The sequence below is a fragment of the Nocardioides sp. NPDC127503 genome, from assembly GCF_040302165.1.
In the GTDB taxonomy this organism is placed as follows: domain Bacteria; phylum Actinomycetota; class Actinomycetes; order Propionibacteriales; family Nocardioidaceae; genus Nocardioides.
In genome coordinates, this window is sequence record NZ_JBEORH010000013.1 from 1 (window position 1) to 22,868 (window position 22,868).

At 66.2% G+C, this 22,868-nt stretch carries 29 protein-coding genes and 1 tRNA gene; 13 read left to right on the top strand and 17 right to left on the bottom strand.

All coding sequences use genetic code 11. The features are described 5' to 3' along the window. Positions 1-113: 113 nt before the first annotated feature. A complete protein-coding gene (locus ABTW65_RS25090) occupies positions 114-782 on the bottom strand; it encodes a DUF881 domain-containing protein (RefSeq protein WP_350665254.1) in 669 nt (222 codons plus the stop codon). Positions 783-957: 175 nt separating this feature from the next. On the opposite strand from ABTW65_RS25090, the gene ABTW65_RS25095 reads away from it, so the two are divergent. Beyond that, positions 958-1,419, top strand: a complete 462-nt coding sequence (locus tag ABTW65_RS25095) for a cell division protein CrgA (protein WP_350665255.1) — start codon at positions 958-960, stop codon at positions 1,417-1,419. 144 nt (positions 1,420-1,563) lie between these two features. Here the strand turns inward: ABTW65_RS25095 and ABTW65_RS25100 are convergent, their stop codons facing one another. The 7 genes from ABTW65_RS25100 to ABTW65_RS25130 form a co-directional block, all read right to left on the bottom strand. Beyond that, the gene (locus ABTW65_RS25100; RefSeq protein WP_350665257.1) at positions 1,564-2,370 is read right to left on the bottom strand and encodes a rhomboid family intramembrane serine protease; all 807 of its coding nucleotides are present in this window, start codon (positions 2,368-2,370) and stop codon (positions 1,564-1,566) included. Between the two features lie 105 nt (positions 2,371-2,475). Then, positions 2,476-2,985 carry a peptidylprolyl isomerase gene (locus ABTW65_RS25105; RefSeq protein WP_350665260.1) on the bottom strand — a complete coding sequence of 170 codons (510 nt, stop codon included), beginning with the start codon at positions 2,983-2,985 and terminating at the stop codon, positions 2,476-2,478. Positions 2,986-3,063: 78 nt separating this feature from the next. Continuing rightward, positions 3,064-3,396, bottom strand: a complete 333-nt coding sequence (locus ABTW65_RS25110; protein WP_350665262.1) for a DUF3817 domain-containing protein — start codon at positions 3,394-3,396, stop codon at positions 3,064-3,066. Beyond that, positions 3,393-4,229 (bottom strand): SURF1 family protein, encoded by an 837-nt coding sequence (locus ABTW65_RS25115; protein WP_350665264.1) that lies wholly within the window; start codon positions 4,227-4,229, stop codon positions 3,393-3,395. Before ABTW65_RS25115 ends, ABTW65_RS25110 begins: the two co-directional genes overlap by 4 nt. A gap of 22 nt (positions 4,230-4,251) precedes the next feature. Beyond that, a complete protein-coding gene (locus ABTW65_RS25120; RefSeq protein WP_350665266.1) occupies positions 4,252-5,154 on the bottom strand; it encodes a hypothetical protein in 903 nt (300 codons plus the stop codon). A gap of 95 nt (positions 5,155-5,249) precedes the next feature. Continuing rightward, positions 5,250-6,287 (bottom strand): TauD/TfdA family dioxygenase, encoded by a 1,038-nt coding sequence (locus tag ABTW65_RS25125; RefSeq protein WP_350665267.1) that lies wholly within the window; start codon positions 6,285-6,287, stop codon positions 5,250-5,252. A 271-nt stretch (positions 6,288-6,558) separates the two neighbouring features. Beyond that, positions 6,559-6,978: a MarR family winged helix-turn-helix transcriptional regulator gene (locus ABTW65_RS25130; RefSeq protein WP_350665269.1), complete on the bottom strand. Its 420-nt coding sequence runs from the start codon at positions 6,976-6,978 to the stop codon at positions 6,559-6,561. A 171-nt stretch (positions 6,979-7,149) separates the two neighbouring features. Between ABTW65_RS25130 and ABTW65_RS25135 the strand changes: the two genes are divergently transcribed. From ABTW65_RS25135 to ABTW65_RS25165, 7 genes are all read left to right on the top strand, one after another. Beyond that, positions 7,150-7,548: a DUF1304 family protein gene (locus ABTW65_RS25135; RefSeq protein WP_350665271.1), complete on the top strand. Its 399-nt coding sequence runs from the start codon at positions 7,150-7,152 to the stop codon at positions 7,546-7,548. A gap of 35 nt (positions 7,549-7,583) precedes the next feature. Beyond that, entirely contained in the window at positions 7,584-8,114 is a 531-nt protein-coding gene (locus tag ABTW65_RS25140) for a hypothetical protein (protein ID WP_350665273.1), read from the top strand. Between the two features lie 53 nt (positions 8,115-8,167). Then, a complete protein-coding gene (locus ABTW65_RS25145; protein WP_350665275.1) occupies positions 8,168-8,503 on the top strand; it encodes an ArsR/SmtB family transcription factor in 336 nt (111 codons plus the stop codon). Position 8,504: 1 nt separating this feature from the next. After that, a complete protein-coding gene (locus ABTW65_RS25150; protein WP_350665277.1) occupies positions 8,505-9,122 on the top strand; it encodes an SRPBCC domain-containing protein in 618 nt (205 codons plus the stop codon). 4 nt (positions 9,123-9,126) lie between these two features. Beyond that, entirely contained in the window at positions 9,127-9,981 is an 855-nt protein-coding gene (locus tag ABTW65_RS25155) for a pentapeptide repeat-containing protein (protein ID WP_350665279.1), read from the top strand. A gap of 280 nt (positions 9,982-10,261) precedes the next feature. Continuing rightward, on the top strand, positions 10,262-10,969 hold the full coding sequence (locus ABTW65_RS25160) for a hypothetical protein (protein WP_350665282.1): 708 nt from the start codon (positions 10,262-10,264) through the stop codon (positions 10,967-10,969). A gap of 269 nt (positions 10,970-11,238) precedes the next feature. Next, entirely contained in the window at positions 11,239-11,568 is a 330-nt protein-coding gene (locus ABTW65_RS25165; protein WP_350665284.1) for a tyrosine-type recombinase/integrase, read from the top strand. Positions 11,569-11,648: 80 nt separating this feature from the next. On the opposite strand, the gene ABTW65_RS25170 is transcribed toward ABTW65_RS25165, so the two are convergent. The 3 genes from ABTW65_RS25170 to ABTW65_RS25180 all read right to left on the bottom strand — a co-directional run bounded on the left by ABTW65_RS25170 (position 11,649) and on the right by ABTW65_RS25180 (position 12,887). Continuing rightward, positions 11,649-11,721 (bottom strand) — tRNA-Ala (locus ABTW65_RS25170). A 17-nt stretch (positions 11,722-11,738) separates the two neighbouring features. Beyond that, the gene (locus ABTW65_RS25175; protein WP_350665286.1) at positions 11,739-11,858 is read right to left on the bottom strand and encodes a DLW-39 family protein; all 120 of its coding nucleotides are present in this window, start codon (positions 11,856-11,858) and stop codon (positions 11,739-11,741) included. Positions 11,859-11,939: 81 nt separating this feature from the next. Beyond that, entirely contained in the window at positions 11,940-12,887 is a 948-nt protein-coding gene (locus ABTW65_RS25180) for a hypothetical protein (RefSeq protein ID WP_350665288.1), read from the bottom strand. 72 nt (positions 12,888-12,959) lie between these two features. On the opposite strand from ABTW65_RS25180, the gene ABTW65_RS25185 reads away from it, so the two are divergent. Continuing rightward, on the top strand, positions 12,960-13,889 hold the full coding sequence (locus tag ABTW65_RS25185; RefSeq protein WP_350665290.1) for an MBL fold metallo-hydrolase: 930 nt from the start codon (positions 12,960-12,962) through the stop codon (positions 13,887-13,889). A 20-nt stretch (positions 13,890-13,909) separates the two neighbouring features. Here ABTW65_RS25185 and ABTW65_RS25190 read toward each other — a convergent pair whose 3' ends face one another. The 4 genes from ABTW65_RS25190 to ABTW65_RS25205 form a co-directional block, all read right to left on the bottom strand. Then, a complete protein-coding gene (locus ABTW65_RS25190) occupies positions 13,910-14,053 on the bottom strand; it encodes a hypothetical protein (protein ID WP_350665292.1) in 144 nt (47 codons plus the stop codon). Between the two features lie 256 nt (positions 14,054-14,309). Continuing rightward, positions 14,310-14,720 carry a DUF6924 domain-containing protein gene (locus ABTW65_RS25195; protein WP_350665294.1) on the bottom strand — a complete coding sequence of 137 codons (411 nt, stop codon included), beginning with the start codon at positions 14,718-14,720 and terminating at the stop codon, positions 14,310-14,312. An 81-nt stretch (positions 14,721-14,801) separates the two neighbouring features. Then, positions 14,802-15,353 carry a DUF6924 domain-containing protein gene (locus ABTW65_RS25200; protein ID WP_350665296.1) on the bottom strand — a complete coding sequence of 184 codons (552 nt, stop codon included), beginning with the start codon at positions 15,351-15,353 and terminating at the stop codon, positions 14,802-14,804. Between the two features lie 350 nt (positions 15,354-15,703). Continuing rightward, positions 15,704-16,366, bottom strand: a complete 663-nt coding sequence (locus tag ABTW65_RS25205; protein ID WP_350665297.1) for a YdcF family protein — start codon at positions 16,364-16,366, stop codon at positions 15,704-15,706. A 559-nt stretch (positions 16,367-16,925) separates the two neighbouring features. Here ABTW65_RS25205 and ABTW65_RS25210 point away from each other — a divergent pair. After that, positions 16,926-17,135, top strand: a complete 210-nt coding sequence (locus ABTW65_RS25210; RefSeq protein WP_350665299.1) for a hypothetical protein — start codon at positions 16,926-16,928, stop codon at positions 17,133-17,135. Positions 17,136-17,247: 112 nt separating this feature from the next. Here the strand turns inward: ABTW65_RS25210 and ABTW65_RS25215 are convergent, their stop codons facing one another. Beyond that, positions 17,248-18,291, bottom strand: coding sequence for a hypothetical protein (locus ABTW65_RS25215; RefSeq protein ID WP_350665301.1), 1,044 nt, complete (start codon positions 18,289-18,291; stop codon positions 17,248-17,250). Between the two features lie 83 nt (positions 18,292-18,374). Further along, positions 18,375-20,018 carry an Eco57I restriction-modification methylase domain-containing protein gene (locus ABTW65_RS25220; RefSeq protein WP_350665303.1) on the bottom strand — a complete coding sequence of 548 codons (1,644 nt, stop codon included), beginning with the start codon at positions 20,016-20,018 and terminating at the stop codon, positions 18,375-18,377. 535 nt (positions 20,019-20,553) lie between these two features. Here ABTW65_RS25220 and ABTW65_RS25225 point away from each other — a divergent pair. From ABTW65_RS25225 to ABTW65_RS25235, 3 genes are read left to right on the top strand one after another with little or no spacing between them, the layout of a single operon-like run. Further along, positions 20,554-21,393 carry a helix-turn-helix domain-containing protein gene (locus tag ABTW65_RS25225; protein ID WP_350665305.1) on the top strand — a complete coding sequence of 280 codons (840 nt, stop codon included), beginning with the start codon at positions 20,554-20,556 and terminating at the stop codon, positions 21,391-21,393. A gap of 10 nt (positions 21,394-21,403) precedes the next feature. Continuing rightward, complete coding sequence (locus ABTW65_RS25230) at positions 21,404-21,619, top strand: DUF397 domain-containing protein (RefSeq protein ID WP_350665308.1); 216 nt, start codon at positions 21,404-21,406, stop codon at positions 21,617-21,619. Between the two features lie 8 nt (positions 21,620-21,627). Then, entirely contained in the window at positions 21,628-22,839 is a 1,212-nt protein-coding gene (locus ABTW65_RS25235) for an MFS transporter (protein WP_350665516.1), read from the top strand. Positions 22,840-22,868: the final 29 nt, after the last annotated feature.

The following is a 22,868-nucleotide window of genomic DNA, read 5'->3' on the forward strand; positions in this document are numbered from 1 at the left end:
GCCGCGCGCGGTCCCCCCCCACCCCCCCCGCCGGGGGGGGGGGGGGGGGCGCCCCCCCCCCCCCCCACGCCTCCGCCTAGCGGCTCCGGCGGCTCGACCAGCGGAGCGGCCTCTCAGTTCTCCTGAGGCAGGGGTTTCGCGTACTTCACCTCGAGCAGGCCGTCGTAGGCCGGAGCGGTGAGGTAGGTCAGCGGCTCGAGGAACCAGCCGATCTGGACGTTGGGGTCGCGGGCGTCGGCCCGGTAGTTCTGTACGTGGTTGTCGCGGTCGATCGCGGCCTGCAGCCGGTCGGGGTCGCCGACAGCCTCGATGACGTACGGCTGGGGGTAGGGGACACCGTCGAGCTGCACCGTGCTGCCGGAGCACTTGATGCCGGTGGTGGTGATGATCCGCTTGCCGGCGATGGTGATCGCCTCGGCGCCGCCGGCCCAGAGCGCGTTGACGACGGCCTGGATGTCCTGCTGGTGCACGACGAGCGAGTTGGGATCGTCCCCGGTGTAGCTCTCCTGGACCTCGGAGGGCGCGTCGCCCAGGACGATCTGCATGCCGGCGCCACTGTGGTCGGAGGTGCCAGCCGGGTCGGCGAGCCGCGCGGACTGGTTCTGGAGCTTCTTGACGTCCTTGTCGGTGACGCCGCTCGTGAGCTGGTCCACCTCGCTCTGCAGGTCGGTCAGCTGGGCCTCGAGGCGGTTGTAGCGGATCCGCTCACCGTCGACGAGCGTCGCCAGATCCTCGTAGCGGCCCGGACGCAGGTCGGTGCCGTCGGCGTTCACGAAACTCACCGCGAGCAGACCGCCACAGAGCAGCACCACAACGGGCGTACCAAGCCTCCAGGAGGTCACGCGGGACCAGCGCTTTGCCCGACGCGTTGATTCGGAGGTGGGGTTAGCCTGGGTTCCGGAGCTCACGACCATTAGGGTATGCGCAGCAATCACATTTGTCTGAGGAGCATCACCCGTGGCCAAGCTCAAGCTCTCGAAGAAGAGTGATCTCGACCTTCCCAAGGAGCCGATCTTCACTCCGCGCTTCGGGGTCGCCCTGCTGCTGATCGCCCTCGGCATCGGCTGGATCGCCTACTACTACGTCGGGGTCCGTCCCAACGAGGTCGGCGGCGACTTCACCGGGCCGAAGCCGGTGCAGAAGCTCGAGGGGTGGAACTACCTGATCGGCTTCATCCTGCTCTTCCTGGGCCTGGCCGTCGCCGCCCACCCGAAGACCCCGCTGGGCCGCGGCCGCGGCGTCGTCGTCGGCATGCTCGGCTGCTTCGTGATCGGCCTGATCTGGATCTGCGTCTTCTACGTCTTCGCCAACGACCACCTGGACAAGATCTGGGTCTTCAACGACCTGGGTCAGAAGAACCTCCTGGTCGGCATCGGCTTCATGGCGGTGGGATTCACCTTCGCCACGAAGTGGGAGTGACCCTCTCGTTAGACGGCGAAAGCGGCGCAAACCTTTGGTTTGCGCCGCTTTGCGTTACACGGGTGTAGTTCTCCACAGGGTCATCCACAGCTGTGGATTTGTCCACGCGGTGAAAACGCCCCGAAAACACCTACTCCGAAGGCGTCAGAACAGCAGGATTCGTACGCCGATCACAGCAAGCAAGGCCAACGTGAAGCCGCCCAGGGCAGCCCACTGCAACGGCGCCTTCCGGTCGGACCGGAACTGCGTGAAGATGCCTGCGACGACGAGACCGCCGACGAAACCACCGACGTGCCCCTGCCAGGAGATGCCGCTGCCGAAGAAGGTGATCCCCGCGTTGATCAGGAGCACCGGCAGCAGCGGGGCGAGCGACTGCCCGGCCCTGACGAAGAGCACCACCAGGACGCCGAGGAGTCCGAAGATCGCGCCTGAGGCGCCGACGGTCGACCCGGCCGGTGCCGCCGCCCAGACCACCAGGGCGGAGCCCGCCAGGCCGGAGATCAGGTAGAAGACCAGGAATCGCAGCCTGCCCACGATCGGCTCGAGGAACGAGCCGAGCATGTAGAGCGAGAACATGTTCACGGCCAGGTGGATGAGCGAGACGTGGGTGAACGTCGAGGTCAGCACCTGCCAGACCGCGCCGTCGTCGACCCCTGGCATCCAGGTGTAGCCGCTCGCTCGGCAGACGTCGTTGGGCACCGCGAAGCCACCGTCCGGCGTGAGGCAGTAGCCCTGCAGACGGATCGCGATGAAGTCGGCGATCCGTGACCCGGACCCGCCGGTCAAGATGATGCTCAGCCAGACCAGGACGTTGACGCCGATGAGCGAGAAGGTCACCGGGAGTGCCCGGAACCCGACCCGCGCGCCGGTGAAACGCTTGGGCTGGCGTACGGACTTCTGGCCCTCACGCAAGCACTCGGGGCATTGGAAGCCGACCGAGGCGGGCGTCATGCAGTCAGGGCAGATGGACCGGCTACAGCGCTGACAGCGGATGTGCGTCTCACGGTCGGGGTGACGGTAACAGACCGGCACCCCGACCGGGGTCGAGTCGGACAACTAGACGATCTCGAGCGTCTCGATGACGACCGGCTCGACCGGGCGGTCCATCGCACCCGTCTTGGTGCCGGAGATCGAGTCGACGGCCTTCTTCGACTCCTCGTCGGCGACCTCACCGAAGATGGTGTGCTTGAAGTTCAGCCACGGCGCCTGGCCGGTGGTGATGAAGAACTGCGACCCGTTGGTGCCGGGGCCGGCGTTGGCCATCGCGAGCAGGTAGGGCTTGTCGAAGGTGAGCTCGGGGTGCGGCTCGTCCTTGAAGGTGTAGCCCGGGCCGCCCGTACCGGTGCCCAGGGGGCAACCGCCCTGGATCATGAACCCGGGGATGACACGGTGGAAGCCGAGACCGTCGTAGTAGGGAACGCCGGAGCGGCCGGCGTCGTCCGTGTACTCCTTGGTCCCCGTGGCGAGGCCGACGAAGTTGGCGACCGTCTCCGGAGCATGGTTGGGGAACAAGGTGATCGTGATGTCACCGTGATTGGTGTGGAGGATGGCCTTCTGGTCAGCCATGACCTGCCCTTCCGACATTGGGATTGGTACGGGATGTAACTCCTCGATCCTCCCACAGTGTCGGTCGCGGGCCTGAGGTCAGGAGGCCGCGTCAGCGAGCTTCGGAGCGATCCGGTCGGCGACGCGGCGCTCGACCCAGAAGATCAGTCCGGGGATCAGGCCGGCGATCATCATCAGCAGGAACTCCGGGATCGTCCAGCGGGCCTTCTGGGTCAGCAGGAAGGCGACGATCACGTAGATGATGAAGATCCAGCCGTGCGCGACCCACAGCGGCGTCATCGCCTCGCCGAAGGACTGCAGGGCGGTGCCCTCGGGGAGCAGATACTTGAACAGCGAGGAGACCGTGCCGACGAGCAGCAGCACACCCACGACGTACGCAAGCACCTTGTAGGTGCCGAACAGCTTGTTCACGCGTCTGAGCGTACGCGCAGATCCTGAGTGGTTTTCTCAGGGTCTTCTTCGTCGTCCTCGTCGAGCCGGGGGCGGAGGGTGTCGCGCAAGTAGCGCCACCACACATAGATCCCGAAGACCCCGAACAGCCACCACTCGATCGCGTAGAGGAGGTTGCGCAGCCCGGTCGTGGCCTCGGGCTCGGGCAGCTGCGGAGCGGGCACGTCGGCGACGTCCGTGGAGCCGTCGTTGACCGGCATCGAGCTGGCCGGCCAGTTGTCCTCGACCGGCGAGCGCACCATGTAGGCGCTGTAGAGGTCATAGCTGGTGCGCGAGATCAGGTCGGAGACGTCCAACTGCGGAAAGACGTTGTCGGACTTGCGGTCGTCGGCGACGTCGGTCCAGTCGCTGGGCTGCAGCCAGCCGGTGACGGTGACGTGGCCGCGCGGCGCGGGCGGTGCGGTGCCAACCTCAGGGGTCCAGCCGCGTACGACGTAGACGGCGGACTCGGTGTCCTCGACGAGCACCGGTGTGACGGCCCAGAAGCCGACCTGAGAGCCGCGCTCCATCCCGTCGATGAAGATGGTCTCCTCGGGCATCCAGATCCCGGAGACGGTCACAGGGCGCCCGATCTGCTCCCACGGGAAGGCGTCGTTGGGCCCGATCAGGTCGGTGAACGCCTTCGGCTTCGCGTGCACCAGCTCGGCGACCTGGTCCTGCTTGTCTTGCTGGCTCGACTCGTACTGCCACACCCCGAGCAGCACCGCGCCGGTCACGAAGATCACCACCAGCGCGTGCGCACCCCACAACCTGGGGGAGAGGATGCTTCGCGGGGGACTGGTCTGGGCGGCCATAGCACTCCCAGAGTACGGCCCTTCAGTCACAGACTGCGAACGGGACGGGTTCGCTGGTGACCAGCGTGGCCGCGGTCACCGGGCTTGTCACCCGGAACCCGATCCGCCCCGTGGCCGGGTCCGCGACACCGTTGGTGAAGACCTTCTTGTACGCAGGGGCCTGATCAGCCAGCTTCAGCCGGACGAACAGGTCGTCACGGTCCTCGCCGAGACGCAGGGTGGCCAGACCGCCGCCGAACTCGACCGAGTAGGCCTCGACCGGCGCCAGCCGGGTCTTCTCCTCCGGCCCGCCCTCGGCGCAGCCCTTGACGACGTACGTCGAGGTGGCGGGGCCTCCGGCGACGGCGACCATCACTTCCTGCGCGGCCCAGTTCTCGGCGTCCGGGGTCGCGGTGTTCTTGGTGATCAGGTGGGTCTCCGGGTCGAACTTCGCGCCCTTCAGGGGACCGACCCCCGCCTTGATCGCCGGGCCGGGCTTGACCCGGTCGGCGACCTTGATGACGTACCCATCCTTGCCGCCGCCGGTGAACCTGGCCTCCCAGATGACATCGGCAGCGCCCCACTTGTAGGTGTCGCGCAGACGCTGGTCGACCCCACGCAGCAGACCGCCGCTGACCTGGGCGGCCTCCTTGTCGGCCCGGTTCCACAGGTCGCTCTGGTCCGCGGGGCTCGACCGGCTGGTGATGTCATCGAACCCGAAGAGCGACTTCACCTCTCCGTAGTCGGTCACCGCCAGCGTCTTCGCGCCCTCCGGCACGAGCGTCATGGCTGCCTCGACGGGGTCCATGGTCGCGGCGTACACGGGGTAGGTGTCCTCCGACGCCGCCGCCTCCGGCTTCTTCGGCTCGCTGTCGTCCCCACAGCCGACCAGTGCGAGCGCCAGCCCAACGGCCAGCACAGAGATGCCCCATCGCCTCACGTTCACCCCAACGAGTATTCCCGATCCCCGTCACGGTAGGTGCCACGAAATAGATGGAGGCCGCAGGCGGAACGCGCCTGCGGCCTCCGGGATCCCGAGCGTCAGCGACCAGCGCCTGTGAGCTCAAGGGATGAGGGGAGCGGCTCGAGCACCGGGTCGATGATCCGCGAGGAGGCCTCGGACCGGGCGACCCGACTGCGGCGCAGGTCCTTGACGGTCGTGAGGCGGCGGAGCCAACGGTCGGTGCCGTCGTAGCGAGCCGTGAAGGGCTTGCGGCCGTGCAGCGCACGGTGGTTGTCGACGATGAGGATCTCGCCCGGCGCCAGCGCGACGTCCTCGACGTTCGCGGAGAGCTCCATGATGAGCAGCTGGAGCGCCCGGTCGGCCTCGACATCACCCGGCAGAGCCGCCATGTAGGGCGGGTCGAGCCGGACATCGGGAGCCTGGGGGGAGCCGGAGAGCACCGCGGTCGGCGCGGCGAGCAGCTCGCCCTCGTTGACGCCGGCCTCGCGGAGGTTGCGCAGGTGCTCGTCGTCGGGGTGAATCACGTAGCGCGGCTCGAACAGCGGAGCGTACTCAGGGCCGGTCACGTCGATCGAGCTGATGCCAACCGCGGTGGTCGGGATCATGTCCTCGTTGCGCAGCGAGATCAGTCCGAGGTGGTCGCAGCGAAGGTTGCTGAACGCGTCCTCGATGTGCAGGTCGAGCACGACGTCGCTGCTGTGACCGGTCTGCAGGCTCTCCTGCTTCTGGATCGGCAGGATGTTGTTGACCAGCTGGCCACCCTGCAGCGAGGACCAGGAGACGGCGTCGCCGAGTTGGGCCATGATCAGGGCGAGCCAGAAGTCGGCCATGTGCGGCGCCTGGGCCTCGGGGTGGTTCCAGTGCGGCGGGGTCGGGCCGGCGGTCACCGGGAGCCCGCTGACCACCAGAGCGTCGGTCGCATCGCCGTAGCGGAACGCGCGGATCGCCTTGGCGACGCTGTCGGGAAGCTCGCCGCCAAGGAACGGCGCGGTCTCGAGGAACTCCGAGGAGACCGGGCTCCCGAACCGGGCGAGCAAGGACTCTGACAGCTCGGCTGCGGCCTGCGACTCTGCTGGGGTCATCTCGACCCGGGTGACTACGGACTCTGCGCCCACAACATTGACCTCTCGGACTTTGCGGTGGAGGGGTTCGTCAGAAGCGTTTTCTGGCGCCCGCACCAAAGGGTTTCCTAAGTTCGAGACCACTTTGTTCCGCCGTACGGAATTCAAACGAGTGATAGGTCCAAATGTCGAGACGATAGGTATTAGGCCCCTTGCGCAATCGCCTTGAACCTGTTTAGGGAATGTATCTACCTTGCGGTCTGCCAGTTACCGGAAATTCCCCGTCTGGCGCGGGTTTTGAGCCGTACTCACGTTGCCCTCTGCATCATTGGTAAGGATCGACGAGCTCGCGGAGCGAGGTGAGCGCCTCGCGCAGGGCTGACGCCAGGCGGGGCCCGAGGTGGTCGTTCCACTCCTGCTCGACGCCCATCACCACCTCGCGAGCACGGTCAGCCGCATCCTGCCCCGCCACTGTGAACCTGATCAGCCGCGCCCGGCCGTCGACCGGATCCGGGACCCGCTCGACGAGCCCCTTGCTCTCCAGCGCGGCGACCAGCACGCTCGCGGTCTGCTTGGTGACCTGAGCCTGCTCGGCCAGGTCGACCAGGCGCGAGCCGTCCTCGGCGATCCGCTGGGCGAGCCGTGCCTGCGCGACGGTGATGTCGTAGCCGGCTTCCCGCATCGCGGCGATGACCCGTTCGTCCATCGCCCGGTAAGCGATGAGCATGAGCGTTGCGACGTCCATCGAACCCCTTGACACTGTGCGGCACCGTGGTCAATATAGTCAGTAAGACTGACTATCATACCGCTCTCCGGTGTCCAGACATACGTCTGTTCACGGGGCTCCGCCGGACGCGTGTTACTTCCACGATCTCCACTAGCCTCGCGCGCCGAGGCCCGTCCCGAGCAGGTCCCCATGAACGCAGTCGCGCAGCTCAGTGCCGGCATCGCCGCCCTGATCCTCATCGCCGTCTTCCCCGTCGAGGCCTTCTTCATCCACCGCCCCGAAGTCCAGCGGTTCCTCGGGATCGAGCCACACGGCATCCGCAACGTCCATCTGTGGTCGTTCTGCATCGGCGCCCGCAACGCCCTCGCCGGCGTCGGCACGCTCGCCGGCCTCTGGATGGTGAACTTCGGCGACGAGTCCACCGGCGTCACCGTCGTGGTCGTCGCCTGCATCTACATGCTGCTCGCCTCGTTGTTCATGGGAATCGCCGACGCCCTCGGATACTGGCTCCCACACGGCGGCAGCGTCAGAGGCACCATCGGCTCCGTCGTGCTGCCCGCGGTCGCGCTGATCGCGATCGCGGTCTGATAGCGCGAACCATCCAGGAGCATTACGCTCCGAACATGAGCGCGGCGATCGTCTCGGGACTCTTCGCAGTGGTGCTCGCCTGCCTCGCCTGGGGCCTGAAGAACGGCAGCAGACGTGCCCGGGTCCTCAGCCGGATCGAGCGCTACACCCAGATCCTGAAGGACATTCCGTACGGCCATCCGGCACGCGCACATCTGGACGCGGCCCTTGCCGCCGAGGCCGAGCGGCTCCGTACGCTGACCGGCTCGACGACGCCGCTGTTTCCGGCTCCCTGGTATCAGGACCCGTCATTCGCTCCCGCGCCGATCCCTGATGGCGCGCCCGGTCCCGTCGACACCGGACCCGCCACCATGGACGACATCTTCTCGACGGGCGAGAACCCACCGATCACACCGGGCGCATCGTCCCCGGCTCAGCCGATGACCCCCTCAGCCCCACCACCCGCCCTGCCCGGTGTTCGCTCGTCCCGATCGCTACAGGCGTACGCCTCGGTGGCCGCGGGTCTGCTTGCCGGCGGGTTCGCGATCTTCGCGATCTGGCTCGTCATCGACCAACTGCTGGGGTAGCCGACCTCTCATATTCCTTGACAGGCATATTCCATTTGAGGCATGTTTGAGGGGTGCCCACCCGAGACCTCTTCAGCGCGATCGCCGACCCGACCCGCCGGCAGATCCTCGACCTGCTCTGTCAGCGCGAGATGGGGGTGGGTGAGCTGGTGGAGACCCTCGGGCTCGCCCAGCCGAACGTGTCCAAGCACCTGCGGACGCTGGGTGAGGCGGATCTGGTTCACGTACGCGTCGACGGACCGCGCCGTCACTACCGGCTGCGTCCCGAGAGGCTCCGGGAGCTGGAGGAGTGGCTGGCGCCGTACCGGCGGATGTGGGCGGATCGTCTGGATGCGCTCGAGCGTCACCTGGACCAGCTCGACGACGACCCTGACCACAAGGAGAACTGAGATGACCACGACGACCGGACCCATGGGCGAGGTGCTCCGCGACGGCGAGCGGACGGGCCTTCGCTACGTACGCCTGCTTCGCCACGCACCCGAGAAGGTGTGGCGGGCCCTGACCGAGCCGGACGGCCTGCGGCACTGGTTCCCGACGGACATCGTCGGTGAGCGTGCCGTCGGGGCGCGGCTGAGCCTGCCGTTCTGGCCCGAGGGCCTGGAGCTGGCGAGCACCACCGAGGCGATCGAGGAGATGGGGGTCGACCCGGGCGACTACGTCTCCGAAGGGGAGCTGCGGGTGTGGGACCCGCCCCGGACCTTCGAGTTCACCTGGGGGATGGACGGCCGTGAGGAGCTGACCGACCTGCTCCGCTTCGACCTCGAGCCCACCGACGACGGCACCCGCCTCACCTTCACGACCTGGCTCGGCAGTCCCACCGGCAACACGGACACCGCCGTCGGCTGGCACGTCTGCCTCGACGAGCTCGCCGACCTCCTCGAGAAGGGCCCGTCGCCCATGACCGAGGAGGCCTCCGCCCGCGTCGTCCAGCACGTCAAGGACCGCACCGACGAGCTGCGACCGGCGTACGCCGCCGCGCTCGACAAGGTGGCCCCGCCGCTAGGCTGACCGGGTGGAGAACCGCACGTACGTCCAGCTCGGCCGTCGCTCGGATCTCGGCGCAGACTGCTCCAGCTGCTTCGGCCTGTGCTGCGTGGCCCTGGCGTTCGTGAAGTCCTCCGACTTCCCCCGCGACAAGCCCGCGGGGGAACCCTGCGACAACCTCGACGAGCACGACGCCTGCCGCATCCACCCACAGCTGCGCGACCAGGGCTTCAAGGGCTGCACCGTGTTCGACTGCTTCGGGGCCGGGCAGAAGGTCTCCCAGCGGACCTTCTCCGGCCGCTCCTGGCGCGATGACGCCCAGGTGCGGGACGAGATGTTCGCCGTGTTCCCGCGCGTACGCCGCCTGCACGAGCTGCTCTGGTACCTGGACGAGGCGATCGCCCTCGTCCAGGCTCACCGCGACCCGTCACCGTGGGTCGACGCGTTCGAGCATGTACGCGAGCTCAGCGACCGGCCGGCACAGGACCTGGCCGATCTCGACGTCGACGCTGCGTACGACTCCGCGCGAGGACTCCTGGTCGAGGCCAGCGAGATCGCCCGGGCAGGGGCCGAGACCAGCCAGCGTCGTCGCGGCGCCCGGGTGCCAGGGCCTGGGAGCGACCTGATCGGCGCGAAGCTGGCCGGCGCCGACCTCTCCGGCGCGACCCTCCGCGGAAGCGTCGCGATCGCCGCAGACCTCTCGGGCGCGACGATGCGGTCCTGCGACGTCCTCGGCGTCGACCTGCGCGACGCCGACCTCCGCGGAGCGGACCTCAGCAGCGCGATCTATCTGACGCAGATGCAGGTCAACAGCGCCCGCGGCGACGCCCGCACCGCTCTTCCCGAGGGCTTCGAGCGGCCTTCTCACTGGACGTACGGATAAAAGATCTGGGCAGCGTCCACCTCCCCCTCGCCACCGGCCATCCTCCCGGAGCCCTGTTCGTCTGGACGTCGCCAGTATCTTGGGTCGGGCTCGGGCCTGTGCGTCGCGAGGACTTTGCTGGTGGCGAAGCAAGGCATTCAGGTCCGCGTGGGTCCGCGGCACCTGCCCTACGAGCGCTGTTGGGGTTCTGAGTGCCGAATTCACTGACGGATGCCTGCAGGGGTGTTTCAATGCAAGCGCGCCGCATGTCGCAGCGCCTCGACTTCGAAAGAAGACCCCCATGCTCCGCAAGTTCACGCTTGCTGCCGCCGCCCTCGCGCTCGGCGCAGCGACCCTGTCACTCGGTGGTTCCGCGCAGGCTGCGACCACCCCATCTGTCAACGTCACAAGCGCCTGCCAGGGCGGCGCTGGCGTCATCACCGTCGGCGCTCGGCGCTCGCCCACCGGTGGCACCATCGGAACGACCGTTATTCGTGACGTGAAGAGGCCCAACTGGTCCGGACTCACGATGGTCGGCAACGGCGAGCCATCCGGTCCGTTCCCTGAGTCAGCGATGCTCCACCCGGTCGACGGCGTCGTACGCGACACCACGAAGTCCACCCGCGCCTGGCCGAAGCCAGTCACGGGCGTGTACTTCTCGGGTGACTACTCGGTCTTCTGCGTCGGAAGTGTCGACCAGAACCCCTACCGAGTCATCGGCATGGGCGCGTCCTCCCAGATCACCGTACGCCGCGACTCCGGCGTTGTCCGGGTCGAGGGCGAGGCGAACCGGATCGGCAAGTACCGCCTCACCGTACGCCTGTGGACTCCGGCCGGCTTCCAGGAGAAGTCGACGGTGGTCAACGTGGGCGTTAACACGAACATCGGCGAGTTCCGGCACCGCTTCACCGGCTTCAAGCGGACCAACAAGTTCACCAAGGCCGTACTGATCGCAAAGAACATTCGAAGCGGCAAGACCACCACGGTCACAGTGCGACGCACGTTCTGACCTTTAATACTGCTCGTGGCCCCGTCGATCCGGCGGGGCCACGATGTCTAAGAAGGTGCGTCGGCATCGGCGGCGGATTGAGAAGTGGAGTCGCGACGGGTAGCAGCTGCGTCATCGGCGGGAGCGTCTTGGTCTTCGTGCTGAGGCGCTCTTCTCGTCTTGGGCCGGTGCCGTCGGGACGGGGGTGCGCGTAGGTGACCGTGTGCACCTTGACGAGGACCCCCGTATATCGAGGTGTGGCGCTCGGTTCGAGCAGGTGGAGACACCTCGTGGGCACCGAGCAGGACGCTCACAACGTGCGCCGGATGTTCCGCGATGCTCTCCGCCTGGCGCCCGGGATCGATCCCGATGAGTGGGTGCCGTACGAGCTGCGGCACTCGTTCGTCTCGATCCTGTCTGAGCGGGGGATCCCGGTCGAAGAGATTTCGCGACTCATGGGACACAAGGGCACTGCGGTGACGGAGCTGGTCTACCGCCACGACCTGCGGCCGGTGATCGAGTCCGGGGCCAGCGTCATGGACAGCGTCTTTCCGCTCGCCGTCGAGGAAACCGACGAAGACGCCGAGGACGAGGACGAGGACGACGATGACGCGGCGTAGTCAGGCAGTTCGTCAGGATTTGGCCCTTCGGCCGCTGAATCCGGCTCAGTCGCTTTCGCGTTTTGCCTGGTCAGATTGGGTGGAGCATAGGGGACTCGAACCCCTAACCCCCTGCTTGCAAAGCAGGTGCGCTACCAATTGCGCCAATGCCCCGGACGGGTGTCCGTCGGTCAGCTCACCTTGTCGGTCGCCGCGGCCCAGTGACCCTTCTCAGGGTTGGACTGGTCGAGCTTCTTCTTGGCGAGGAGGATGCCAGCCGCGGCCAGCAGTACGAGGACGATCTTCTTCACTGTCTTCTCCTGCGAGTCGTGGTGAGCATCGCTGCCCGTTAGACCCGGAAAGCGTACCGGCCCGCCATGAAGCGTACGAAATCAACCGGCCTCGGGGTCGGGCGCCAGGCCCAGGGAGGCGATCGGGGTGCAGGTCATGTGGGTGCTCGCCCACATCCGGCCGGTCAGGATGCCGAACCCGCGCGCCGAGGGACGGCTGTAGGGGGAAGCGCCGGACTCGTAGGTGGTGATGAGCTCGCCCGAGACCTCGACGATCGCCTCGGCCATGTTGGGGAACCTGTACTTGCGCCGCACCGCACCGACGCGGCCGTCGGGCTTCCGCTCGCAGACGAAGATCGTGCTGGGCCGGTGCCGGCCGAACGAGGAGGAGAAGACGTACTCGTCGCGGCGCACGACCACTCCCTGGACCTTGGGCGGGGTGGTGGTCGAGAGGACCGGCTCGGAGAAGTCCCACTCGCCGTTCGCGCCCTTCTCGTAGGCGAACAGGGTCTGGTTGCCGAAGCCGCCCACGTAGAGGCGGTTCCCACGGATCCGGCAGTAGGAGCCGGCAGCCACCTTCGCCGGTGCCTCGATCGGCTCGACCTCGGTGCCCTTCGCCGCATTCCGGATGACCGAGAGCGAGTAGCGGTAGAGCCGGCCGGTGCCGCCGCCGGCACCCTTGGAGACCCAGACGTCGTCACCGTCGATCGCGACACCGCCGGCGTGGCCGGGACCGGCCTTGCCGTTGTAGCCCACGAGCAGCACCTCGGCGGCGGACTTGCCGCTCTTCAGGTCGACCAGCACCAGCGCCGAACCCTTGTCGTGGGAGTAGTAGCTCTGGGCCAGCATGTTGGTGTCCGGGCCGTAGCCCAGCCCCTGCGGCGTCCAGTCGTCGGTGCCACCGGTGGCCAGCGTGTTGGGGATGAGCGGGCCGACACGCCCGCCCAGCCGCCGCCCCCACCTCTCGGTGCGCCTCATCCCGCCCTTGACCCACCGGCGCGTACGTCCCGGGATGGAGTCGAGGTCGAACGGAAGGTCGATCTTGGTCATGATGGTGATATTCGCATGCGATTCCTACTGCGTTCAGATGGCATACCGACTCATCGTCGCTAGGTTCTTTGTGTGACAAGCGACCCCACAGCTTCTCCTGCCACTCCGACAGCTCGGGAGCTGATCGGTGCCCTGACCGGATTCGGGCGGGGCATGCTGCGCCCGCGCCGCGCTGACCAACGACTTCTCTCCTCGATCACCGACGCCGGCCTTCCCGAGGGCGACCGAACGGTCACGGTGACCACGATGCCTCAGGTCCCGCGCTCGCTGCCCGCCGGTGGCCTCATCGAAGGCGCTGGCCTCCGCCGGCGCGTACGCAACGCGATGACCTGCTTCGTCATCAGTCATCCCGAGGCGACGTTCGTCGTCGATCCGTCCTACTGCCGCGACGCACCCGACCGAGCCCTGAGCGAGCTCCCGGTGATGCTGCGACGCCTGGTCACCCCGCCGGCCGACACCATCGCCACCGTCGACTCGCTGCAGACGGCGCTGGTGCAGCCCGATTTCGCCCTCCCGACCCATGCCCACTGGGACCACGTCTGCGGCCTCCTCGACCTCCCCGGTCTGCCGGTGCACCTGCGGACCACCGAGCGCGACTGGATCCTCGGCCCGGGCCAGCCTCCTGTCGGAGGCGTACGCCCGGCCCTCACCGATGGCCGACCGGTCGAGACGTACGACCTCGACGGCCCGCCCGTCGCGACCTTCACCGCCTCCCACGACCTGTTCGGTGACAGCTCCGTCCTGCTCGTCGAGCTCGCCGGTCACACGCCCGGCAGCATTGGCGTCCTCGCCCGAACCCCGTCCGGCTGGGTCCTGATCGCCGGCGACGCCGCCTGGCACTACGACCAGATCGATCTGATCAGGCAGAAGCCGGCCTTCCCCGGCGACCTCGTCGACGAGGACCGCGACGCCGCCTTCGCCACCCTCCACCGCCTGCACCTGGCCCGCCACCTGATGCGCGTCGTCCCCACCCACGACCACGACGCGTCCAGTCGGATCTGAACCCGGAAGAACCGGCCGGCCTACTTGGCTCGTCGGAGGCGGCCGCGGAGAAGAAGCACGAAAAGGACGAGCGCGGCCGCCAGTCCGCCAAGGAGCGTCGCCGCAACGACGAGGCCGAGCAGCCATTCGGACATGAACGGCGACAAGGACGAGGTCTCGGACATGGGCGGAACGGTAGCGGCTCGGTGGTGTAGCGGTTGCGATAACGGATGGATCGGTCGGGCAGCCAGTCCTACTGGAGAGTGAGCGCTTGGCGCGGCACATGGTGGGACCGGCCGCCGTTCCGCACGCGCCCTGCGGCCGCAGGGCGCCCCCTTGAATACCGACGTCCGCGTTGTGCGACGGAACCACCGACCATGCCATGCGCAGCGTCAAGGGCTCAGCACCCCGATCAAGGGCTACGGCTGCTGAGTAGTCCCGTTACCTGAACCCGCGGAAGACACCATCGGGGCCAGCCGCTTGGGAGAACTCCTCCCAGTCCATGTTCGAGATGTTGAGGTTGTTGTCTACACCCCACAGCTCAGCGGCGACACAGCGAAACGGTTGACGGGCGTCGACCAGGTCGACCACCAAGATCGGATACTCCGCGCCCAACGCCTCCTGGTCGACCACGAACATCACAGCCGGCCTGTCCGACGACTCCGGCACAGCCTGCACCAGCTCTTCCCAGGACACGCCCTGGTTCGACGGGTCATCGACGGGGTGCAGGTAGGCGCGGAATCCGTCCTCGTTGGTTGCTGTGGCCGCGGTCTTCGCCAGGTGCCAGGCGTCGTCGTTCGAGAACTCCACACGGACCAGGAGCGACTCACGCGCTGACGGCAGTGTGACCATATCGCCGATTAAACCCGAGCCTGCGGCAGCTGCAGCCTGAGACCGAGCGCGGCCGCCGCCCTCAATATTCCTAGGAAGATTCTACGGACGCCAGCGGACGACGCCGTCTGGAGCCTGTTGGTCGTAGTGATCGGAGAAGCTGGTATTGGCTAGTCCGAGGTTGCACTCGATGATGGCTATTGCTCGGGTGGCGCAACGAAACGACAGACCGAAGCGCCACTCCGGCCACCAGTCGGGGTGTGTTCGGGCCTCTTCGTTGTCCCTGAGATCAACGTAGGCAACGGTGATCTCCTCGCCGGCCCTAGCCTCACTGAAGGAGCGGGCGTCGGCGAGAAGGAGATAGCCGCCGCGCTCGGGCGGCACCCACGCCTGGATGAGGTCCTCAAGTGTCACGCCGTCGAAACTCCGATCTGAGATCGGGGTGATGTCCGGTTGATACGGCGGATGGTCAGGGTCACCGGGTAGCGGCTCGATGTCGTCGCGATCATCGAAGAATGCTGCTCGAGTGACGGCGTCGACAATGGTCGCCCACGCAGCGTCATCGGAGAAGTCGGTGCGAACCAATGGCGTCGAGTAGCTCATCGCGGCGTAGCAGGCATAGATCGGCTCGAGGTTCAACGAGCTTGCAGCCATCAGTATCCGATCAATTCGTCGCCTGCTGGGCTGCGCGCGAGCGCCTCAGCAGGTCCCAGGGGTGTGCGGAACGGGCGAGTTTATCGGTTTCGGTCGTTCCACACGTTGATGTTGCTCTTCGCTGGCCGGATCTCGTCGAGGGGCAGCCAGGCGTGCCGGATCTCCGGGGCTGCGTACGTTGTGTCGACCCAGATCACCCAAGCTCGCCACCGACCCCTGTGTTTCTCCCACTTGAGGACCAGGCCGGGCATGGGTGGCGGATGGTTCCGCCGTTGGCGATGCACCCAGACGTGTAGCCAGTGCCTGGGTTCAGGCCAGGCGTCGTTCTTGGGTGGGTTGGCCGACACACCTCATCGTATCGAACGTGCGTTCGATTCAAGGAGTCGGCTCGTGTATCCGGCAGCGACGAGCCGTTCGTACGCCGCGTACGTGGCTTCGTCGATCTGCTGCGGAGCGGCGAAGCCCCTGTCGGCGTAGACCCACATGCGTTGCGTGTCTCCGACGAGCATGTCGAGCACGCGACGAGTGCTCCCGATCGTGGAGATGTAGTCGGGCAGCTCCTGCGCGCGTGCGGAGCAGATCACCTCGAGCTCGGGCCAGATCTTGCGGGCAGTGGCGTACGCCCGTCGCTGTTGGTAGGGCCGACTGATCAAGGTTGCGGTACGCGGCGTGATGCCTTCGCCCTCGAGCAGGGCACGCGCGAACGCGAGGTTCTCGCCCGTGTTTGTTGCTCGCGGCTCGATCCGGAGGGCGGAGGCGGGAACCCCTAGCTCCTCGGCCCGCTCTGCGAACTCGACGGCTTCCCCTCGAGGGAAATCGTTCACGGTGGTAGGGGCGTTCGCACCGGTGAAGACGACCAGCGGAAACCGTCCTTGGCGGTGGAGATCCGCGGCGTGCTCGGCCACGCCGATGTCATGACTGCCCAGGCCGATCGCTACGTCAGTGTCGCGTGGCTCGTGGTGCATCTGGTGGAACTCCCACAGCGTCTGGGCGTCCTCCATCAGCGCAGGCATGCCGATCAGTCTGGCATGGAGAATGTGCAGCTCTAACAGAACCGCGAACGACAGCCCTGAAACGAGGAAGAGGCCCCCGAAGGAGCCTCTGACCTGGTGAAACTGCTGTGCGCTTAGGAGGACTTGAACCTCCGACCCCCACATTATCAGTCAGATTCTCGGCGTTGGCCGTGTTCTTCTGCCTCTGCTGCTACGCGGTCCAACGTCATGGTTCGGCATGGCTCAACAGGTGCCGATTCGACACGGCGGGGGCATCCTGGGGGCACGTGCGTCTGGTGGTTATCGCGGGGGCGGAGCGTCACTCATTCCGGCACCTGGCCCCCTTGGCGGGGGTCTGGGGGCTTGCCCCCACGCTGCCCAACACCACCGACTATAGAAGTGTCGCGGGGAGTGTCCCCACCGGCAGCCGCGCCCACCTCCCCCTCGTCATCAGCCCACTCCCTGGATCCCTGATCACTTGGACTTCGCCAACACCACCGACGGGGGCTCGGGTCTGTGCGTCGTGAGAACTTTTTCGGCTTTCGGTTTAGAACTGGTCGGGTCGGGGTAAGAGGCAGGTATGAGGAAGCCTGTGGTCGAGTTTCCGCCGGAGCTGCTGGACGATCCGTCGCTGCCGTTGCCGGAGCGGGTGGATCGGATGACGGCTCGCAGCGATCTGGAGTGGGCGGCGTGGCAGGAGGCGTATGGGAACGTGGTCGAGCTGCCGTTCGGGATGCCTGTGTTGCCGGTCGAGGTGGATGAGCCGGGTTGGTCGACGCCTGGAGAGTGAGCGCTTGGTCTACGGACTGGGCGCTCTTCTTCATTTGCGCGGCACGTAGGGGGACCGGCCGCCAGGCCGCACGCCCCCGGAGGCCGCGCACGCGGCCGGAGGCCGCCTTGAGTCAGTAGAGAAAGTTCTCACGAACACGGCGGTCCAAGTCCTTCGGCGCACGCGCCCTCGCCTCGGGATGCAGGCTGATGGGCGTGTTGACCAGGACGGTCGCGGCCATGACCTCGAAGAACCGTGCCGGCGACAGCTCATCTGGCACGAGATCGTGTCGAAGCAACACTCGCGGAAGATCGTCTACGTGGACAGGTGCGACGTCGTCAACTGGCGCGGCGTCCTCGACTGATGAGGCTTCCTCGGCCGATGCTTCTTCCTCGTCGATCCCGAGGATGTCATCGTCCAAAGTCATCGGGGCCGGGTCCTCCTCGCTGCCGTCCGATGTAGGTGCTATCACGTCCCACTCAGGGACGACGAGCCCCACAGCGCCGTACGCATCGTCCTCGCGACCGAGCTTCTGAAGAAGGTCAATGAGGCGAGCGGCGGTCTCTGGCTCCTCGTGAAACGCCGATGAGCCCAGCAGATAGAAAAATCCAAGAGCCGCTTGCGGGTGCCGCAGGCTCAAGTTCTTCGCGTCTCCATATGACTCCTCGATGCGGTTCGCCGCATTCTTTCCGAACGACGAGTCCATGCGCTTGGTCGAGATCATCAGTTCCGGCCCCGTCGACCAAGTACTCATGACTACATCAACTTGCTTGATGTAGTTCTTGCCCAGCAGGTTGGCGGAGGCGCTCGTGGTTCCTCCTGACCGGCCGTTGACAAGTCTGGCTCGCATTTCCTCCTGAAGCTTCTTCGGCAGGGAGTTGACGAATCTACCCACGTCGGCCGGGAGCACCCGTGGCGCGGTGGCGCGCGGCCAGACCCGGTCGGGGTGGAATCCTGCCCGCCGCAGCTCGTACGCCACCCACACATCCAGAGCAAGCGCCGGTACCCGGGTTCGGGGCTTCGCCTTGAGAGCGAGCGGGACACCGAGCAGAAGGGCCAATGTGTCGAAGTCTGGGGCAAATCTCTCGTCTGCGTCCCAGGGGCTTTCGTCTCGCTTTGGGGCCTCGGCGACGATCTGATCGAACAGGACCCAACTACGGTCCGTGAGACTTGGCATCCAGGAAACTCCCTCACGCGCCGTGCCGGGTGCAGGGCGCTAAGGCGAATCTTTACATCGCTTGGGCACCTGGCGCGGGAGGTTCAGGCAGCAGATACCAGTTCGTAGGAAAAGGGATCGATGCCGTACGCCTCGGCGGCGGCAAGCGTCGCGCCCTCGACGTCCCTGGCTCGAAACGCGTTGCGCAACGCCTCGGCCGTGCGCGGGTTGAGCGATTCGGATCGCGGTACGCGAATCTTCTTGAGGTACTGCGACTGGAACCGAAGGGTGCCCCCACGCATGCGGACGCAGTGGGCTTCGACGAACGCCTGGGCGATGCGAGACAGCAGGAGCCCTCCTAGGACCTCCATGTCCCACGTTTCCGATGTCACGTAGTAGAGGTTGTGGTGGGGGTAGTGCCCTCCCGGCTCTAGGACCGGGTTGATGAACGCCTTCATGTCCTGAAGCATGAGCTTTGGGCGCGGGGTGAGTTCTGCGTGAACCTTGTCGATGGTGCGATACCAGGCCCCAGGGTCCTTCTTCGCCACGAACCTGTTTCGCAGCGCGGGATGGGCCGCAAGATAGCGGGCAAGCCGCGGGAACTCTTCGAGCGGAACGAGGTTGCCCTCGTCATCCCAAGGGTTGACCAGGTAGCTTCCTTGCCACTCGAAGCGGCCTGAGGCCAGGTCCTTCCGCATAGCTAGCGGAAGCGCTCGGTCGGATTCAACGAGGCTTGGATCATCGATGACGTAGACCTTGTCGGCGCCGGTGGCGACTCCAATGGAGACCTTGGTTCCGGTCGCCGGGTCGTGAAGCGGATCGAAACGATCTGTAAGTAGCTCGATGAGTGCAAGTCGCGCCGGACTACCAGTGGGCCAGGACTCTGCGCCGTCGAACCAGTGCGGGAGACGGTGGGCCTGAACGCCAGTGTCGGAGAACGCCGTGAGCGACTCATCACGAGACCACTTGACGAGGGCTTGCGCGCTTGAAGGCCCGAACTCGGCGGTGGTGTCGGCTACAACGACCGGGCCTTGCTTGTGGTTGGCAAGGACCGTAATCGCTGGGTAGGCGGAGACAACTGCATCAAACGCGTCTACATCGTGCATGGTCCATACGTGCTCGACGGAGAAACGTGAGGTCACGAAGCGACGTAGGACAGATCCGTACTGATTGCGCATCCAACGATCCGCACAGATGAAACCGACCCTCCCGCCGGGTCGAAGCATGGCCAGTGCGCGCTCGAAGAATCCGACATAAATGTCTCCCCGGCCGCGCATCGTGGACCACGACTCGCGATACGCGGCAGCAACATCATCGGGAAGATCGTCGTAGCGGATGTAGGGCGGATTCCCAAACACGGCGTCGACGGATTCAGGTTCAAGCGCCTCAAGTAGGAAGTCTGCTTGCCGCACCCAGTCTCGCGCGAGCTCCTCCGACATCGACCGTTCTACGCCGGCACCGACCAGTAGTTCGATACAGCGAGCCCGTGCCCGCTCGACATTCTCAGGCCGGAGGTCGTAGGCCCGAATGGCGTCGCCCAACGTACCAAGGTCGCGACCGCGGGCGGTTGCACTCGCAATCAGTCGCTCGACGGCCGGCCCCAGGAACGCACCAGAACCACACGACGGCTCGACCACACGCAGCGAGCCGAGATCAACCGAGGCGTCATAGCCAGTCAGATCCAGAAGAGCCTCAACCACCCAGCGGCGTGTGAAAACCTCGCCATAGTTCGTCCAGGTAGCAGTCATGCGTGCAGTCTATGTCCCTTGCGCGTACGCAAGACTGAGGCTCGACCTAGAGCCCTCGGTACACTCCCCTCCAGACCTAATCGAACTAATGTTCTACCCTGGTTGCATGGGTGCGTCAGAGCGGGACCGGAGCAACGTGCGTCGGCCGCAACTCATACTCATGACAAGCCGATGGTCAACCGCTGCGGACAAGGTCACCCCCGGCCTGCTCTTGGAGTGGCGAAAGATCGAGCGGTACGGGCGGCGACCGCGATGGGAGGGTCTAGTGGCATACGCCGACGGTGGTGGCGAAAGTCCTTGGTCGCTCCACGTTCGATGGGTGCACGCGACCGACCTACATCCAGTCGCTGCCCCGCCCCCATCTTCGCCATCTGCGAGCACATCTTCCCTGCACCGTCGGAACAAGTAACCGGCACGTCTCAGGCGGCGCATCTCGCTCGTGCGGCTGGCCGCCTGGCAGACACTGGGACTGTTGCTGATCGACCGGGAGGGTCTAGGCTCGTTATGCATGCATGCATGACTTAAGGGGTGAAGGGTGACAGATGCAGCGCTCGTAAGGATCGGCGGCGAACTCCGCCGTTATCGCGAGGACGCTGGGCTCTCGGGCTCGGCAGTTGCACGCGAACTCGGGTGGTCCCAGCCAAAGGTGTCCAGGGTCGAGACTGGGCGCTTTGCCGCCTCGCTCGAAGAGATCGCGACGCTGCTCGATTACTACGGCGCTCCCGAAGAGGTCCGGGCGGAGCTCCTCGCGACCGTGGCGCGACGGGAAGGACTGGCGGGGGCCTGGGTAGTTCGTGCCGGAGGAACACGCCGGCGTCATGGCGAACTGCGCGCTATCGAACAGCGCGTCACCCGGCTACGGCAGCACCAAGGCTTGATGGTTCCTGGCCTTCTCCAGACCCGAAGGTATGCACGCGGTGTGGCTGATGCCCTCGGGTTCGCAGAGAGCGACGCAATCGCAGCGCGACGCGTTGCTCGCCAAGATGCCTTCATCTCCGAAGGAACAGCACGCTATGAAGTCGTGCTTGACGCTCGTGCCTTGATGCGCTGGCCGGGCGAGCCCGCGATTATGACGGAGCAGCTGCAGCACCTGGCCGACGTCGACACTGGCCGGGTCGACTTGAGGATTCTCCCGCCTGGTGGTGAAGCGGCGGCGTTCGCGACTGCCGGATTCCTCATCTACGACTTCACCGACGACAGACCGTCGGTGGTGATGCTCGAATCGTTGACGGCGGACACGTACCTCTCGGACGAGGTCGACGTATCGGCCTACGCATCAACGTTCGAGCGGCTGCAGAACGACGCTCTCGACGTCGAGGCGTCACGGCAGTATCTGGAAACCACGCTTCGCAACCTGCGAGGCACAAAGGGATGAGGAGTGCTCGATGAATGACAAGTGGCAGAACGCGCGTTGGCGGAAGAGCACCGGCAGCGACTCGGGCGGTTGTGTCGAGGTGGCAGAGGTCGACGGCATCGTCGGCGTACGCGACACCAAGACGAACGGCGCTGGCCCTGTCCTGGAGTTCAATCGCAAGGAGTGGGAAGCGTTCCTTCTGGGCGTCGGCAACGGTGAGTTCACCATGGAGGCCCTGAGCAAGTGAGCGCACCAGTGGAGGCCAGACAGGCAGGGACCAGCCCGCGCGGGCTTCGGCGTCTGCTGGCCTCTACTGGCGTCTCCATGATTGGCCAGGGGGCGGCAACAGCAGCCGTGCCACTGCTCGCCGCCTCACTCACTCGGGACCCGCTACTCGTGTCGCTCGTTGCAGCTGCTTCGTACGCTGCATGGCTCGTCGTCGGCCTCCCCGCCGGCGCTTTGGTCGACCGATGGCCACGGCGGCCGACGATGATCATTGCGGACCTGGTGCGAGTGGTGCTCCTGGCGCTCGTCGCCGTCGGCGTCCTGGTGGACTGGCTCCCGATCTGGGGCCTGATCGCCGTCGTCTTCCTGATCGCGTGCGCCAGCTGCTTCTTTGATCCGGCTGCACAGGCCGCCATACCTGTTCTCGCGACGCGGGAGCCTGCGGCACTTGCCAAGGCGAACGGGCATCTCTGGACCCTCGATGTCTTCGGACGCTCCCTGGTCGGCCCGCCGCTGGGTGCAGCGCTCTTCGCGTCGGCTGCGGTGCTGCCCTTCGCGCTGAACACGGGAACGTTCCTCGTGTCCGCGCTCCTATTGATCGGCCTTTCAGGGCTTGGCCGCGCTGAGCACCCCGACGGGGTCCAACCCGTCCATCACGCTGTGCGAGACGGCGTTCTCTACCTTGTGCGGCACTCGGGCTTGCGTCTTCTCACGCTCGGCATGGGGACCTACAACCTCGGCTACAACATCGCTTTCGGAATCCTGGTGCTCTTTGCCCAGGAGACTCTTGGTCTTCAGGCTCAAGGCTTCGGCGTCTTGCTCGCGATGCTCGCCGTGGGTGGCGCTGCTGGTGGCTGGCTCGGGTCCCGGGTGCATCGAGTCCTCTCGGCTGCGTCGACGTACTCCCTTGCCCTCGCGGTGCAAGGTGCGGCCTGGCTCGTGGTCGTCACGACACAGAATGTGTACGCCGCCGGCGCTGCACTCGTCGTAGTCGGCCTTGCCTCGACGGTCGTTAGCGTGGTCGGCGGAACCGCCCGACAGACACTGACTCCTGACCACCTGCTTGGCCGGATCACGGCCGGTACCCGCGTTGTCGGGATCGGTGCGGCCGCACTCGGCTCGGTGGTCGGGGGAGCTGTGGCATCCGCTGTGAATCTCAACGCCGCCCTTCTCCTGGCCTGCGCGGTCCTCGTCGCTGGTGCCGTGGCATTCCTGCCTGCGGCACTCGCCCGCCGCGTCTGAGCCTCCTTCGAGCAAGTTCGGCGGAAGCG